The following is a 15,180-nucleotide window of genomic DNA, read 5'->3' as shown; positions in this document are numbered from 1 at the left end:
CGACTGAGTATGGGGGTTCAGGAAGATCCAACTGTCCTTCGCGAGTCGCGTCACCTAATAGGGTGAAGAATGTTTACGTGTGGATGTCTCTAGTTTCACAGTGGACCCACTAGGACCGCTTGATGCATCAACACCGCCAGTCGCATTAGGCCATCAACGAAGCTCAGGCACCGGCCACAGTCGGCTGAAGGCCCAGCTTGGAGCCCCGTAGTGTTCAAGTTCTCGCCGGGGCTAAGACGAAGGGGGACAAGTCTTCGCGGGATTCGAAGCATCGCCGGTTCCACAACCTGAGCAGCGCGCTGCCCGTTTGCCGGTCTCGCGCTCGTCGAGGCTCTGCCTGGTTCGACACACGTGCTGAGGGCGAGGGCGCAAGGCAGCGGTGGTTACCAGTCTCATGCTCGCGTTCGATGCCGCAGCGCCAGCACCGTCTCCCTCGTGACCGCCTCCTTGAAGCGGGCCGAGGCTGATGTTCTGCTAGCCGCAGCCGCAGCCGCAGCCGCAGCCGCAGCCGCAGCCGCAGCCGCTTGGCGACGCGACCCGTCAACGTGGCGGCGACGCTGCCCGCAACGTACGCGCCCATCGGCGGCCCCGTCTGGCACGACTGCGGGACGCGGCCCCGCCGGGCCCGTACGCCGCCGCCGCGTCGCCCGCCACGAAGACCTCCGGGTGGGAGATCGGGCGCAGCGCCGGGCCGAGGGTCAGCAGTCCGCGCGTCCACCGCGAACCCGGCCTCGCGCGCCTGCCCCGGCACGCGGAACCCGGCCGTCCAGGCGACGGCATCGGCCGGGATCGCGCCGCCGTCGGCGAGGACCAGGCCGTGCGCCGCGATTTCGCTGACGTCACCCCGTGCCGCACCAGCGCGCCGAGCAGATGGCGACGTGCACGCTCGAAGAGCCCGGCGCCGTACCGTGAGCGCCGGGTGGGCCGCGGCCAGTTCGGTGGCCGTCTCCAGCCCGGGCCCGCTCCGGCCACGGCCAGCGAGCCCCCGCGCCGCAGTCGTACGCGCGCAGGGCGGACCGCGTCCTCGTACGTGGCCACCGCCGACGCGTGCGTGGCAGTGCCGAGGACGGCGGCGGTGTCGGCCACGCTGCCCAGCGCGTAGACGAGGGTGTCGTAGCCGAACGCGAGCTTGCCGGGGTTGACGACGGTGTGGACCGCCGTGACCCGCGCGGACGAGGGCCGCCGGTGCGCCGTTCACCTCGGCGAACTCGGCTCGGACCCGCGCCGCCTCCGGCCGGGAGCGCAGGCCCAGCAGATAGCGGAGCACTTCGTCGCGTCCCGCCCGGCGGGCCGCGGACACCTCGCCGCCGTTAGTCGTAGAAGGCGACTCCGTCGCCGCCCTCGGGATTGGTCGTCGAGAGCATCAGCTCTGCCTTGTTGTTGCCGCCGTCGACGTAATCGTCAATTCCGTTGAAGACGAGGCAGCCGCCCTTGCTGGACTTCGACGCGATCTTCCGGGAATTGCTGCTGTCGTGCTCCCACAGGGTGTACGTGTACGTTTCCGACTTGTTCGCGAGGCACGTGCGGAAACTGCCGCCGCTGGATTGGACGTAGTCGGTGAACCACAGGCCGTTGTCCACATCGCGGTTACTGAAATCCCCGGCGCCGACATAATTCCAGCCGGCCGAGGCGTTTGCGACACCCGACCCGCTGACGACCGCCACTGCGGCGAAGAGCGCTACACCGACGGTCCTGTACTTCCTCATACCGGTCCTTAGAACGTCCCCGATATCCTGCCGATATCCTGTCAGCAACTCACCCTAACATCGCGGGCAGTTGGACAGGTCGGAGATTTCGGGCACCGGAAATTCGCCGGAATTTCGCCCGGAATTTCGCCCGGGATTTCGCCAGGAAATCGAGCCGGAACGCGGCGAGAGCCGCCGCCCCCGGCACGGGGGGCGGCGGCTCTCACCTCGGACCAGACGCGTCGGTCAGACGAGGTCGAAGCGGTCGAGGTTCATCACCTTGTCCCAGGCGGCGACGAAGTCCCTGACGAACTTCTTCTCGCAGCCCTCGCTCGCGTACACCTCCGCGACGGCACGCAGCTCGGCGTTCGCGCCGAAGACCAGGTCCGCACGCGTCCCCGTCCACCGCACGGTGCCACTGGCGTCGCGGCCCTCGAACTCGTCCTGCGCCTCGGACGTGGACTTCCAGGTGGTGTCCATGTCGAGCAGGTTGACGAAGAAGTCGTTCGTGAGCTGCCCCGGGCGCTCGGTGAGGAGCCCGTGCTTCGACCCGCCCTGGTTGGCGCCCAGGACGCGCAGGCCGCCGACGAGGACCGTCAGCTCGGGCGCGCTCAGGGTGAGCAGGTTGCCCTTGTCGATGAGCAGATACTCGGCGGGCAGCCGGTTGCCCTTGCCCTGGTAGTTGCGGAAGCCGTCGACGGTGGGCTCCAGCGCGGCGAAGGACTCGGCGTCCGTCTGCTCCTCGGAGGCGTCCACGCGGCCCGGTGTGAAGGGCACCTCGACGGGCTGGCCCGCGTCCCTGGCCGCCTTCTCGACGGCCGCGCAGCCGCCGAGCACGATCAGGTCGGCCAGCGAGACGTGCTTGCCGCCGCTCGCCGAGGAGTTGAAGGACGCCTGGACGTTTTCCAGGGTCCGCAGCACCTGCGCCAGCGACTCCGGGTCGTTGACCTCCCAGCTCCGCTGCGGCTCCAGGCGGACGCGGGCGCCGTTGGCGCCGCCGCGCTTGTCGCTGCCGCGGAAGGTGGACGCGGAGGCCCAGGCGGCGGAGACGAGCTGGGCGACGGTGAGGTCCGTGCCGAGGATGGCCTCCTTCAGGGTGGCGATGTCCGCGGCGTCGATCAGCACGCCGGTGCGCTCGGGCAGCGGGTCCTGCCACAGCAGCGTCTCGGACGGGACCTCCGGGCCGAGGTAGCGCTGGACCGGGCCCATGTCACGGTGCGTCAGCTTGAACCAGGCGCGCGCGAAGGCGTCCGCGAACTCCTCGGGGTTCTCGTAGAAGCGCCGGGAGATCGGCTCGTAGATCGGGTCGAAGCGCAGTGACAGGTCCGTGGTGAGCATCTGGGGACGGTGCTTCTTCGACGGGTCGTGCGCGTCCGGGACGATCTCCGGCGCGTCCTTGGCGATCCACTGGTTGGCGCCGGCGGGGCTCTGCGTCAGCTCGTACTCGTACTCGAAGAGGTTCTTGAAGAACCCGTTGCTCCACTGGGTCGGGGTGGTCGTCCACGTCACCTCAAGGCCCGAGGTGATGGCGTCCGGGCCGACGCCGGAGTTGAACGTGCTCTTCCAGCCGAGGCCCATCTGCTCCATCGGCGCGGCCTCCGGGTCGGCGCCGACGTTGCTGTCGGGCCCCGCTCCGTGGGTCTTGCCGAAGGTGTGGCCGCCCGCGATGAGGGCGACGGTCTCCTCGTCGTTCATCGCCATGCGGCGGAACGTCTCGCGGATGTCGCGGGCCGCCGCGATCGGGTCCGGGTTGCCGTTGGGGCCCTCGGGGTTGACGTAGATGAGGCCCATCTGGACCGCGCCGAGCGGGTTCTCCAGCTCGCGGTCGCCGCTGTAGCGCGCGTCGCCGAGCCACTCGGTCTCGGGGCCCCAGTACACGTCCTCCTCGGGCTCCCAGGCGTCCACGCGGCCACCGGCGAAGCCGAAGGTCTTCAGGCCCATCGTCTCCAGCGCGACGTTGCCGGTGAGGACGAGGAGGTCGGCCCAGGAGATGCGCTCGCCGTACTTCTTCTTGACGGGCCACAGCAGACGGCGGGCCTTGTCGAGGCTGGCGTTGTCCGGCCAGCTGTTGAGCGGCGCGAAGCGCTGCTGGCCGGAACCGGCGCCGCCGCGGCCGTCGCTGATGCGGTACGTGCCGGCGCTGTGCCAGGCCATACGGATCATGAGCGGGCCGTAGTGGCCGAAGTCGGCGGGCCACCAGTCCTTGGAGTCGGTGAGCACCTCCGCGATGTCCCGCTTCACGGCGGGCAGGTCGAGTGTCTTGAACGCCTCGGCGTAGTCGAAGTCGTCACCCATCGGGTTGGCTTCGGCGGGGTTCTTGGCGAGGATCTTCAGGTTGAGCCGCTCGGGCCACCACTGGCGGTTGCCGCCGCCCTGTGTCGGGTGCGGGGCACGCCCGTGCGCCACCGGGCAGCCGCCTTCTTCCTCCGTCTTCGCGTCTCCGACGATCGCTTCGTGGTTCTCAGACATGGGAATCCTTCCGGACTCGGCTGACCACGGCTCAGGAACCACCCACGTGGTCTCAGCTCCCGCTGTGTCCTGCCCGCGTCGTGCCCCTTGGCTATAGCTGGAGCCGATCCTACGATGGACGAAATCCAAGTCAATACGACAACCAACACCGGTCACGCGTTCTTAGCTGGTTGTCGGTCGACGGTTAGGCTGGTGGCCATGAGTGACCTGCTGGAACGGCTTCGCGGGCGTGGCTGGCGGCTGACCGCCCAGCGCCGGGTGGTCGCCGAGGTACTCGACGGCGAGCACGTCCACCTCACCGCGGACGATGTGCTCGCACGCGCGGAGGCCCGGCTTCCGGAGATATCCCGCGCGACGGTCTACAACACCCTCGGCGAACTGGTCCTGCTCGGTGAGGTCATCGAGGTGGCCACCGACGGACGCGCCAAACGCTACGACCCGAACGCGCACCGGCCCCACCAGCACCTGGTGTGCTCCGGCTGCGGCCTCATCCGCGACGTCCACCCGGACGGCGATCCGCTGGCCGACCTCCCGGACTCCGAGCGGTTCGGATTCACCGTCTCCGCCGTCGAGATGACGTACCGGGGCCTGTGCCCCGACTGCGCCCGCGCCTGACGGAGCCTGACAGAGAGCCTGGCGGAGAGGGCGCAGCCGGGGCCGGGATCACGTGGCCGTCTCGCCCGTGCGGACAGGCAGGCGGTCACGCTTCCGCTGGAGGGCGCGGAAGTCCTCGTACCACGCCTTGTTGAGCCCGGGGCTCCCGTCCTCCCCTTCCTCGACGGTCCTGCTGGCGTACACGCTGTTGAGCATCCATGGCGTCTTGTCGGGACCGATGTCGCGCACCATGGCGTCGGCCTGCACGACGCCGTAGGTGGCGACCGCGAGCTTCCCCGTGTCGCGGAACTTCCGCATCTGGTCCCGCAGATAGTGCCGGTTCCGGTGGAACCAGGGGCTCGCGGCGAGGAAGGCGTCCCACTTCTCCTGGGGGAAGGGGTTCTCGGCGGCCTCCTTGAGCAGTTGCCACACGCGCGTGCCCGGGGCCACGTCGTACTTCGAGGCGAACGCCGCGGGGATCTTGTCCCGCATGTGCCGTCCCCAGTTGAGGACGAGGGAGAACTCGGTGGCGAGGAACTTCTGGTCGTCGCGGAGGTGGGGGAGCACGTAGTCCAGGTACTTCTGGCTGGCGTCGAGGGACGTCACGTGGGGGTGGATGTCGACGCCCTCGATCTCCCGGGTCTTGCCGACGAACTCCATCCACCGCCGGGTGGGGGCCGTCCGCCGGGCCGGGTCGTCCAGGCGGTTGAGCGCGCCCATGTAGAGGCGGGTCCTGCACCGTGCTCCGAAGTGCTTCTTGCGGTACGCGATGACGTGCTCGGCGAGGTGCTCGTAGAACGCGTTGATGGCGGGGCCGCCGCGGTCGGCCCGGCGGGTTTCGAGGAAGGGCTCGTTGCCGATCACCAGGATGTCCATCGTGCCCAGCGCGGCGTCCAGCACCTTGTCGACGCGCGCGAGTTCGGCGTCCATGGCGGAACTGCCCGCCTCGGGGAGCGCCTTGTGCTGGTACGGGAACTTCAGCGACAGGATGGTGCCGTAGCCCTCTTCGCGCGCCTTGAGCAGGGTGGCGACGGCTTCCTGACGGGCCGGGTCTGACGTGCCGTCCTCCCGCATGGGGATGAAGCCGCGCAGCCACCCGGCGGAGATCCCCCGCAACTGCGCGAAGGTCATGTCGCTGGGGTCCTCGTTGAAGTTGGCGCCGAGGGCGCCGCTCGGCGGCGCGGGGGGCCGCGCCGACTCGTCGTCGCCCGATCCGCCCCCGGAGCCGCCGCCGTTCCCGTTCCCCCCGCCGTTCCCGCTGCCGGACCCTTCGTCGTCCCCTCCCAGGCCGCACCCGGCGAGCAGGAGAGCCGCGGCCCCGGAAGCGGACGCGCCGAGCAGCGATCGCCGCGATATTCCCGCCCCGTCGCCGTGCTCGTTGTCGGATCCGGGCAGTCGCAGGCGCCTCATCCAGCCTCCTTCTCGGTCCATGACCGGTTGCACCGCTGCCGGGGCCCTTCCCCGCCTTGCCGCGGCTCGCCCCACGGGGCTGTGCGCGGGGGGCCGTTGACGGCGTACCGCTCAGATGACCGTGCCCACGTCCTGGGCCACGAGGGTATCCATGGCGCGCTCGGCCACGGCGGCGATGGTCATCGACGGGTTGCACGCGCCCGTCGTGCCCGGGATCAGGGCGCCGTCCAGTACATAGAGGCCGCGTTGGCCGCGCACCCGGCCCTCCAGATCGCACACCGTGCCCATCGGCGCGCCGCCGAGGGGGTGCCAGGTGCTGTTGACCAGGAGGTTGGTGTCCGTGAGGGTGCCGAGGCCGCGGGAGAGGGCAGCGACCCTGCGCTGGATGTGGCGGTAGGAGGAGGCGTCGCCGCCCAGGGGCCAGTGGAGCGAGACGGAGTCGGTGAGCGAGTCGTAGCGGAACCGCCCCCGGTCGGCGCTGACGCCGAAGCCCACCAGCATCGTCGTCCGCGTGTCGAGGCCCAGGGGAGGAAGGGACGCCTGGATGACCGTGTTCGCGTGCGTCGGGTCGGCCCAGTCCTTGCTGCCGTAGACCACGGGCCCGCCCTGTTCGGCGCCGAAGTCCTCTTCGAGGTTCGTCCACGCGTAGATGCGGTCGCCGTTCGTGCCCCACCCTTCGCCGAGCCCGTCGGGCAGATCGGGGACGGCTCCTGTGGCGCCCGCGCGCACGAGGAGCCTGCTGGTGTTGAGGCTCCCGGCGGCCATGATCAGGGCCCGGGTGGTGAGGACCTTCTGTTCGAGGGTGCGGCCCGCGTCGTCGGTCCGCTCGACGTGCACCTCCCAGCGGCCGTCCTTCGCGCGGGCGACGCCGGTGACGTTGTGGTGCGTCGCGACGGTGACCTTCCCCGTCGCCTCGGCCCGCTCGATGTAGGTGACGTCGACCGAGTGCTTGCCGCCGTTGTTGACGCCGAGCGCGCAGTCCCCGTTCGTGTAGGACGGCTTCATCTCGCCGCGCAGCTCGGCCAGCGCGTAGTCCCAGTCGATGGGCATCGGGATCTTCTCCACCCCGTAGCCCGCCCTCCGCGCGCGCTCGGCGAAGACGCGCGCGGCGTGGTAGTTGGGCGAGCGGATCAGATCGTCGGGCGCCGTGACCGTGCGCAGCATCCGCGCGACGCGCGGGTAGTGGACGCGGTGCATGCGCGCGTGGTCCAGCTTCTCGGGCAGCCAGGTGTGGAAGACGGCCTCCGACGGCTCCAGGGTCATGCCCTGGTACACGAGCGAGCCGCCGCCGACCCCGGCGGCGCAGACGGCCAGGATGTTCTCGCCGAGCACGGGTTCCAGCAGCCCGACGTACGGCGCGAAGTCCAGCGGGGTCCCGATCAGCTCCGCCAGCGGCCGGAGCGCCGCCGGGACGGTGCCGTACCAGAGTGCCCGCTTGTCGAGGCCCGAGACGCGCGGGAACGTCTCCGCGTCCGGACCCGTCGGCCAGCGCCGCCCGCGCTCCAGGACCGTCACCGGGACGCCCGCCTGCGCCAGCCGCAGCGCGGCGACGCCGCCGCCGAAGCCCGAGCCGATGACGACGGCGCGGTGCTCCTCCCTGGTGAGCCGCACGCGGGCCGGTGTGGAAGCGGTGGCCGGGGCGGCGGTGGCGGCGGTGGCGGTGGGGGCCGTCAGCAGGCTCGCGGCCCCGAATCCGGCGGCTCCCGCCAGAAGGGCACGCCTCGACGTGGTGGGCATGGGCGGCTCCCGGAGTGCGACGGCAGGGGCGGGCCGGACTGGGCGGCCAACCTAGGCCGTTCGACGGAGCACGGATAGTGCGATCGTTCTAGTCCTGGGAGCGGGCGTGCTCACCTCGGCACAGGGGGCGTCTCGGTGTGGAGGGGGCGTCGCGAGGGGCGGCGGATCAGTGGGGTTAACATATGAGCACCGCCTAGCTCGAAAGATAGATCTGTGACTGTCAATGAGGACGTGTTCACCAACTGGAAGCACCGCGAGGAGATCGCGGAGTCGATGATCCCGGTCATCGGGAAGCTGCATCGCGAGCGGGACGTGACGGTCCTGCTGCACAGCCGCTCCCTGGTGAACAAGTCGGTCGTCAGCATCCTCAAGGCGCACCGGTTCGCCCGGCAGATCGCCGGGGATGAGCTGTCGGTCACCGAGACCCTGCCGTTCCTGCGCGCCCTCGCCACGCTCGATCTCGGCCCCTCACAGATCGACATCGGCATGCTGGCCGCGACGTACAAGGACGACGACCGCGGGCTCTCGGTGGAGGAGTTCACCGCCGGGGCCGTCGCCGGTGCCACGGGCGACAACAAGATCGACCCCAGTCGCCCGCGCGACGTCGTCCTCTACGGCTTCGGCCGCATCGGCCGCCTCCTCGCCCGGCTGCTCATCGAGAAGGCGGGCTCGGGCAACGGCCTGCGGCTGCGCGCCATCGTCGTCCGCAAGGGCGGCGAGCAGGACCTCGTCAAGCGTGCCTCGCTGCTGCGCCGCGACTCCATACACGGCCAGTTCCAGGGCACCATCACCGTCGACGAGGAGAACGCCCGGATCGTCGCCAACGGCAGCGAGATCCAGATGATCTACTCCGACGACCCGACGACGGTGGACTACACCGAGTACGGCATCCAGGATGCCGTCCTCATCGACAACACCGGCAGGTGGCGCGACCGCGAGGGGCTGTCGAAGCACCTGCGTCCCGGCATCGACAAGGTCGTACTGACAGCGCCAGGCAAGGGCGACGTCCCCAACGTCGTGCACGGCGTCAACCACGACATGATCAAGCCGGACGAGCGGATCATCTCCTGCGCGTCCTGCACCACCAACGCGATCGTGCCGCCGCTGAAGGCGATGGCCGACGAGTACGGGGTGGTGCGCGGTCACCTGGAGACCGTCCACTCGTTCACCAACGACCAGAACCTGCTGGACAACTTCCACAAGTCCGACAGGCGCGGCCGTTCGGCGCCGCTCAACATGGTCATCACCGAGACCGGTGCCGCCTCCGCCGTGGCCAAGGCGCTGCCCGACCTCAAGGCGAGGATCACCGGCAGCTCGATCCGCGTCCCGGTGCCGGACGTCTCGATCGCCATCCTCAACCTTCAACTTGAGCGCGAGACCAGCCGCGAGGAGGTCCTCGACCACCTCCGCGACGTCTCGCTGACCTCGCCGCTCAAGCGTCAGATCGACTTCACCAGCGCCCCCGACGCGGTCTCCAGCGACTTCATCGGCTCGCGCCACGCCTCGATCGTCGACGCCGGTGCGACAAAGGTGGAGGGCGACAACGCGATCCTCTACCTCTGGTACGACAACGAGTTCGGCTACTCGTGCCAGGTCATCCGCGTCGTCCAGTACGTCTCAGGGGCCGAGTACCCGACCTACCCGGTTCCGGCGGCTCCGGAAAACCGGCCCGCGCATTAAGCATCCGATGACAATTCCGTGCCGAATTCTCGTGGGTGGATGACAAGGAAAAAACGGTGCGGCGGCGCGTGCGAGAACTTCAGGACGCCTTCGGTGAAGGTTTCTTGAGTTCTCGCGTAAGCGTCAGTACCTTTCGTCGGCGCCATATCGGCCTCGTTTCCCGGCCGGTCGTTCGCCTCGCAGGCGTACCGCGTTCAGCATGTCTCGCTTTCCCGGAGTTCCCCAGAGTTCCCGGAGATTTCTCCGGAGGCTCCGGACGACCACACGAGAGGTGTTTCCATGAACGGCAAGTCGGCTTCAAAGAAGGTACGGGCCACGAAGGTACGGGCCACCCTCGCCGCCGCGACGCTCGCGGCGGGCGGGCTGGCCGGGCTCGGTACCGCTGGCACCGCGCACGCCATCCAGCCCACGCTCAGCCTCACCTACACCTGCACCATGCCCCTGATCGGTGCCCAGCAGATGACCGTGGCGATCACCGCGGACGCGCCCGCCTCGGTCGCGCGGAACACCCCCAGCCCCACGTTCCCCGTCTCCACCGTGGCCACGGTGAACGCGACGACGACATCCGCTCTCAGACTCATCGGCGCCAGGACGCTGACGGGCACGGCTTCGGCGTCGGCCACCGTCCAGGCGCCGCAGGGGAACATTCCGCTCACCGTTCCCAACACCTTGCGGAACACGGCCATCCCCGAATCCGGCGCGTTCCCCGTCACGGCGAACGGCACGGCGCCTTCCATGACCTTCACCCAGGCGGGCACCGGCACGATCCGGGTCGGCAACCTTTCCCTGACCCTCACCCCGAAGACCGCGTCCGGCGGGAACACAGGGCTCGGTACGTTTACCGTTCCGTGTACGCAGAATTCCGGTCAGAACAACGTGCTGGACACGTTCACCATCACCTGACGGCCGGAGAGCGCGCGCACGCGTGCTCGCGAAAACGCGGGTCCCGTCGACGGCGGGGCCCGCGTTTCTCGTCAAGTGCGTGTCAGAAGAGCGCGTCGGGGGTGGATACGGGAGGGGAGAAGTCGCGCTGTACCGGGAGGGCGAGCGCCGCGTGCGCGGCGCGGTCGGCCGCCTCGTTGAGCGGGTGCCCGCTGTGCCCGCGCACCCACTCCAGACGCACGTCGCGGCCCTCCATGCGCTCGGCGGCCTGCTCGATCAGATAGCGGTTGGCGACGGGCTTCCTGCTGGAGTTCAGCCACCCGTTGCGGCGCCAGTTCGGCAGCCAGACCGTCAGGCACTTGATGGCGTAGACGGAGTCGGCGTAGACGGTGAGCGGGCCGCTGGTGTCCTCCAGCACCGCCAGTACCGCGGCCAGCTCCGCCACCTGGTTGGTGCCGCGGCCCAGCGCGCCGGAGACGGTACGCGCTGCCCGGCCCTCGGCGTCGGCGATGACGTAGGCCCAGGCGCACGGCCCCGGGTTGGGGTCGCAGGAGCCGTCCGTCGCGGCGATGATCCGTTCGCGGACGTTGGGCGGGGTGGGCGAACTGGGCATGTGGGAAGTCCTGGGGGAAGGCGGGCGCGTCGGTGGTGAGGCGTCGCCCCATTGTGGCGCACGGCTCGTGGGGCCGGGGCTCCGAGCCCGCGCGGTCCGGACTCCGACCCCCGTACGGAGGCCGGACCGCGCGGAGTCCGTCGAGCGCTTGTGGGGGCGCCGCCGCGCTCAGGTGTCTCGGGCGACTCAGGTGTTCTCGTGGCGGGCGACGTTGGCGAGGTAGCGGTCGCGGGCCTCGCGGACGTCGGCGAGGTCGTCGGCGTGCGCGCGTAGCTGCCGCTTCTGGTACGCGGCCTCGGTCCGCCACCACACCCCGACCAGCGACGTCGCACGCTTGCAGGCGACATCGGCCCGCGCGGTGGCGATCTCGGCCCGCGAGGGCTTCTTCGCCGTACGCCGCCATCGCGCGTCGTCGTTCGCGGCCGTCGGATCGGCGTAGTCGAAGCCCCTGTCCCGCATGCAGGCGCTCCAGCGGGCGAACGCCTTCGTCACGGCGGGGGCGCGCCGAGAGCGGTCGTAGGTGTCGGCGGAGATCTCGTCGACCAGCTCGAAGTCGGCCTTGGGCACGCCGCGCAGCAGAGCGCGCTCCGCCTCCCGTTCACACCCCGCGCTGCTGCCTTCTCCGTCGTTGCCCGCCTTGTCCTTCTCCGCCGCCGCGCCGTACGCGGCCGTCCGCTGTTCGGGGGACAGCTTCGCCTCGCGCCGCGCGAGCCATGCCTCCGTCGCCTCGGAGTGCGGGTCGGGCAGCGGGTGGTAGCCGTAGCGCGCGGCGGGCTCGGGCTCGATGAGCCCGTACCGGCCGCGGTGCGGCCAGACGCGCTCTTCGCGCGCGGGCAGCCGGGGCCAGTCGAGCCCCGCGCGCGCCATGCAGGCGCCGATCAGCCGGTCCTGCGCGACGGTGATGCGCGCCATCTCGGGGGCGCCGAGCGTGTACGCGTCGAGGGGGAGCGTCAGCTCCTTCACCTCCTGGGTCGGCGCCGGCGGCGGCGCCGGCGAGGCCGGGCCCCCGCCCTCGCCGGTACCGGGCGCTGGGGCGGTTCCCGCGCAGCCCGTCACCGTCGCCGTCAGCGCGGCGCAGTAGGCGGCGGCCACGGTCACGGCCGCCAGTCGTGCACGCATGACACATCAGCTCCTGGGTGCCGGGGCCCCGCGCGGTGTGGGAGGCGGGCACGGGGCCCCGGCGGTTTCACGCGATCGGGTCAGGTTCGGTCAGGCCGGATCAGGTGCCTGCCAGGCGGTCAGCCGCAGTACTTGTAGACCGAGCTGGTCTTGTACCCGACGTTGTTGTTGGAGAGGTTGGCGTCCCAGCTCCACGGCTTGAAGGACGTCTGGCGGCCCCGCTGGTAGTAGTTCTGCGAGAGGAGCCAGTAGCAGCCGCGGGACAGGTTCTTCGCCGAGCGGATGTGGTCGTTGACCTTGCCGCCGTTGTTGAACGTGTTGTTGGCCAGGTAGTTGTCCGACGAGCAGAACTTCTTCCAGCCGCCCGTGTAGTTCTTGTACTGGTACGTGTGCAGCGGGTTGGCGCACGCCGCCGCCGCGCTCACGCCGCTGTCCGCGGCGGCGGGCGCCGTCTGCGCTGCCGGGCTCGCACTCGCCACGGGCGCGAAGCCGAGCGCACCCGCGACGGTCAGCACCGCCGCGCCCACTCCGAGCGCCATCTTCTGCTTCATGGTGTTCCCCTTCGTTCCCCCGTCGGCCCTGGTGGCCGATGGCCGGGCCCTGCGGCCCGTTGTCCGACAGCGAAGTTACGGGCGGCGGGGCAAAGCGGGCATCCAGCAGGGGATTGACATACGGGGCAGCACGACGGCGGTACCGCCGGGCACGCCTGCAACGACCGCCGCACCGGCCTACGGCGCGGGTACGAGGCGCCGTCCCGTACCGGACCCGTAGCGGGCGGGCGCGGGCCTGGTACCGAGGTGCGGTTTCATGTGACGGCGTGACGGCGTGCCGCCGCGGCCCCGTGCCGTCGTGTCTCGCGGCCCCGTGTGCGCACGTCAGCGTCGCGTCAACGCGGGGCCCTTCGCCGTCAGCGTCCCGTCAGCGGCCCCAGCGGCCGGGTGCGATACGGGCATACCGTCGGCGATGTGCCCCGTCCGCCTCCCCGCGACGGGGCCCACCCAGATCATCGAGGAGCCCTTGCCATGGCAGAGTTCAGCAGCGACGACGACCCCGGGGAACCTTCCCCCCGCCGCCCCGCGGAGGTTCCCGTTCCCGCGTTGTACGTCCCCGTCACCCCGGGCCCCGCGGGCTGCGTGCCCCGGCTCTTCCGTACGCCTCCTGGTGACCGTACGGCCGTCGGCTTCACCGCCAGGGAGCGGCTGGCCGATGTGCTCGGTGCCGCGCAAGGGTGGGTGCGGCTGTCGGAGCCCGCGCTGCGGGCGCTCGCCGAACCCCTGGGGGTCGAACTCCTCACCGTGGACCCGCAGTTCGCCGCCCCGGCCGTGACGCCGGGTCGCGTCACCGCACTCGCCGCACTGGACGATCCTCGTACCGGCCGGGCGGCCCTCAGCCCGGCGGCGGGGCTGAGGGGGCCGCGATGACCGTGACCGCCGTGAACGCCCCGGCCACAGGCCCGTCCTCCCCGCCACCGCAAGACCCGCAGGCCCCGCCGTCCCACGACTCCCTTGACGTATGGCCCGCGTCCACCACGCGGCTCCCCGCCGGGGACCTGTCCGTGGGCGGTGTCCCCCTCACCGCCGTCGCCGAGCGCTTCGGCACCCCCGCCTACGTACTCGACGAGGCCGAGGTCCGCGCCCGCTGCCGCGCCTACCGGCACGCCTTCCCCGACGCCGAAGTCCTCTACGCGGCCAAGGCGTTCCTCTGCCGTGCCATGGCGCACTGGGTGCGGGAGGAGGGGCTCGGCCTGGACGTGTGCTCGGCGGGGGAGCTGGAACTCGTCGTCTCCGCGGGGTTCCCGCCCGACCGGATCGTGCTGCACGGCAACGCCAAGAGCCCGTACGACCTGGAGGCCGCGCTGCGCCTCGGAGTCGGCCGTATCGTCATCGACAGTGCCGCGGAGATCGCCCGGCTGGCCGCGGCCGTCGGACCGCGCGGACGCCAGAAGGTGCTGCTCAGGGTCGTCCCCGGCATCGCTGCCGGAGCACACCACAAGATCCGTACGGGTACGGAGGACCAGAAGTTCGGCCTGTCCGTCGCCGACGGTTCCGCGCAGCACGCCCTCGCCCGCGTCCTGGACCAGCCGCGGCTCGAACTCACCGGGCTGCACTGCCACCTGGGCTCCCAGATCACCTCCGTCAAGCCCTATCTCGCCGCCGTCCGACGGATGACGGGCCTCATGGCGCGCGTCCGGGAGCAGCACGGAGTGGCCCTCCCCGAACTGGACCTCGGCGGCGGTCACGGCATCGCCTACCGGCCGGGCGAGGCGGCACTCGACCTCGCCGCGCTCTCGTGCCGCCTGCGTGCCGAACTGTCCCGGAGCTGCGCCGCCGCCGGGCTGCCCGAGCCCCGGCTCCTCCTCGAACCCGGCCGCGCCGTCGCCGGGCCAGCGGGCGTCGCGCTCTACCGCGTCCTCGCGGTCAAACGCACGCGAGCCACCACGTTCGTGGCCGTGGACGGCGGCATGAGCGACAACCCGCGGCCCGCGCTGTACGGGGTCGGCTACGCGCCCCGCCTCGTGGGCAGCGCCGCAGCTCGGGGCGAGGGGGCCGGTTCCGGGGCCGGTTCTGGAACCGGTTCCGGGATGTGCGACGCCACCGTGGTGGGGCGGCACTGCGAGGCCGGAGACATCCTCGCGGCCGATGTGCCGCTGCCCTCCGGCGTACGGCCAGGCGACCTGATCGCCGTCCCCGCCGCCGGGGCCTACCACCTGTCCATGGCCTCCGGCTACAACCTCGTCGGACGCCCGCCCGTGATCGCCGTACGGGACGGGCACGCCCGGCCGCTCGTACGGCGGGAGTCGCTGGAGGACATCCGCAGCCGCGACATCGGCCTCTGACCCCGTTCCGGGTCCCGGTCCCCGCGCCCCGCCCCTTCCGCCCCCAAGCCGATCGGCTCGGGGGCGGAGGCTGTTGCCCCGGATTTGACGTGCTCTCTGGTCTAAAGTCCAGGGATTCCGGCCTGGGTCGTGTGGCCCTTCCGGGGGCTTCCTGC

12 protein-coding genes are annotated in these 15,180 nt (G+C 70.9%); 5 read left to right on the top strand and 7 right to left on the bottom strand.

The genetic code is table 11. The features are described from left to right. Positions 1–1,310: 1,310 nt before the first annotated feature. Together ACYVOO_RS30750 and katG are read right to left on the bottom strand one after the other, a co-directional pair. Positions 1,311–1,580 carry a hypothetical protein gene (locus tag ACYVOO_RS30750; RefSeq protein WP_461018995.1) on the bottom strand — a complete coding sequence of 90 codons (270 nt, stop codon included), beginning with the start codon at positions 1,578–1,580 and terminating at the stop codon, positions 1,311–1,313. 351 nt (positions 1,581–1,931) lie between these two features. Further along, positions 1,932–4,154, bottom strand: coding sequence for a catalase/peroxidase HPI (gene katG / locus ACYVOO_RS30745; protein WP_461018994.1), 2,223 nt, complete (start codon positions 4,152–4,154; stop codon positions 1,932–1,934). 198 nt (positions 4,155–4,352) lie between these two features. Here katG and ACYVOO_RS30740 point away from each other — a divergent pair, with 198 nt between their 5' ends. Then, positions 4,353–4,769, top strand: a complete 417-nt coding sequence (locus ACYVOO_RS30740; protein ID WP_453346461.1) for a Fur family transcriptional regulator — start codon at positions 4,353–4,355, stop codon at positions 4,767–4,769. Between the two features lie 48 nt (positions 4,770–4,817). Here ACYVOO_RS30740 and ACYVOO_RS30735 read toward each other — a convergent pair whose 3' ends face one another. Both ACYVOO_RS30735 and ACYVOO_RS30730 read right to left on the bottom strand, forming a co-directional pair. Beyond that, positions 4,818–6,158, bottom strand: coding sequence for a hypothetical protein (locus tag ACYVOO_RS30735; RefSeq protein ID WP_461018993.1), 1,341 nt, complete (start codon positions 6,156–6,158; stop codon positions 4,818–4,820). A 111-nt stretch (positions 6,159–6,269) separates the two neighbouring features. After that, positions 6,270–7,895 (bottom strand): GMC oxidoreductase, encoded by a 1,626-nt coding sequence (locus tag ACYVOO_RS30730; protein ID WP_461018992.1) that lies wholly within the window; start codon positions 7,893–7,895, stop codon positions 6,270–6,272. Between the two features lie 213 nt (positions 7,896–8,108). On the opposite strand from ACYVOO_RS30730, the gene ACYVOO_RS30725 reads away from it, so the two are divergent. Both ACYVOO_RS30725 and ACYVOO_RS30720 read left to right on the top strand, forming a co-directional pair. Further along, positions 8,109–9,575 carry a glyceraldehyde-3-phosphate dehydrogenase gene (locus ACYVOO_RS30725; RefSeq protein ID WP_461018991.1) on the top strand — a complete coding sequence of 489 codons (1,467 nt, stop codon included), beginning with the start codon at positions 8,109–8,111 and terminating at the stop codon, positions 9,573–9,575. 279 nt (positions 9,576–9,854) lie between these two features. Next, positions 9,855–10,478, top strand: coding sequence for a DUF6801 domain-containing protein (locus ACYVOO_RS30720; protein ID WP_461018990.1), 624 nt, complete (start codon positions 9,855–9,857; stop codon positions 10,476–10,478). A gap of 82 nt (positions 10,479–10,560) precedes the next feature. Here the strand turns inward: ACYVOO_RS30720 and ACYVOO_RS30715 are convergent, their stop codons facing one another. The 3 genes from ACYVOO_RS30715 to ACYVOO_RS30705 form a co-directional block, all read right to left on the bottom strand. After that, positions 10,561–11,070, bottom strand: coding sequence for a ribonuclease H family protein (locus ACYVOO_RS30715; RefSeq protein ID WP_461018989.1), 510 nt, complete (start codon positions 11,068–11,070; stop codon positions 10,561–10,563). 186 nt (positions 11,071–11,256) lie between these two features. After that, a complete protein-coding gene (locus ACYVOO_RS30710; RefSeq protein WP_461018988.1) occupies positions 11,257–12,189 on the bottom strand; it encodes a hypothetical protein in 933 nt (310 codons plus the stop codon). A gap of 119 nt (positions 12,190–12,308) precedes the next feature. After that, positions 12,309–12,740, bottom strand: coding sequence for a hypothetical protein (locus ACYVOO_RS30705; protein ID WP_461018987.1), 432 nt, complete (start codon positions 12,738–12,740; stop codon positions 12,309–12,311). Between the two features lie 471 nt (positions 12,741–13,211). On the opposite strand from ACYVOO_RS30705, the gene ACYVOO_RS30700 reads away from it, so the two are divergent. Next, positions 13,212–13,610 carry an SAV_915 family protein gene (locus ACYVOO_RS30700; RefSeq protein ID WP_461018986.1) on the top strand — a complete coding sequence of 133 codons (399 nt, stop codon included), beginning with the start codon at positions 13,212–13,214 and terminating at the stop codon, positions 13,608–13,610. Beyond that, a complete protein-coding gene (lysA, locus tag ACYVOO_RS30695) occupies positions 13,607–15,025 on the top strand; it encodes a diaminopimelate decarboxylase (protein WP_461018985.1) in 1,419 nt (472 codons plus the stop codon). The genes ACYVOO_RS30700 and lysA overlap by 4 nt, the downstream gene beginning before the upstream one ends. Positions 15,026–15,180: the final 155 nt, after the last annotated feature.

It is taken from the genome of Streptomyces daliensis, assembly GCF_054782395.1.
The sequence above is the reverse complement of the archived record's forward strand: the minus strand, read 5'-3'. Positions and strand labels throughout refer to the sequence as shown.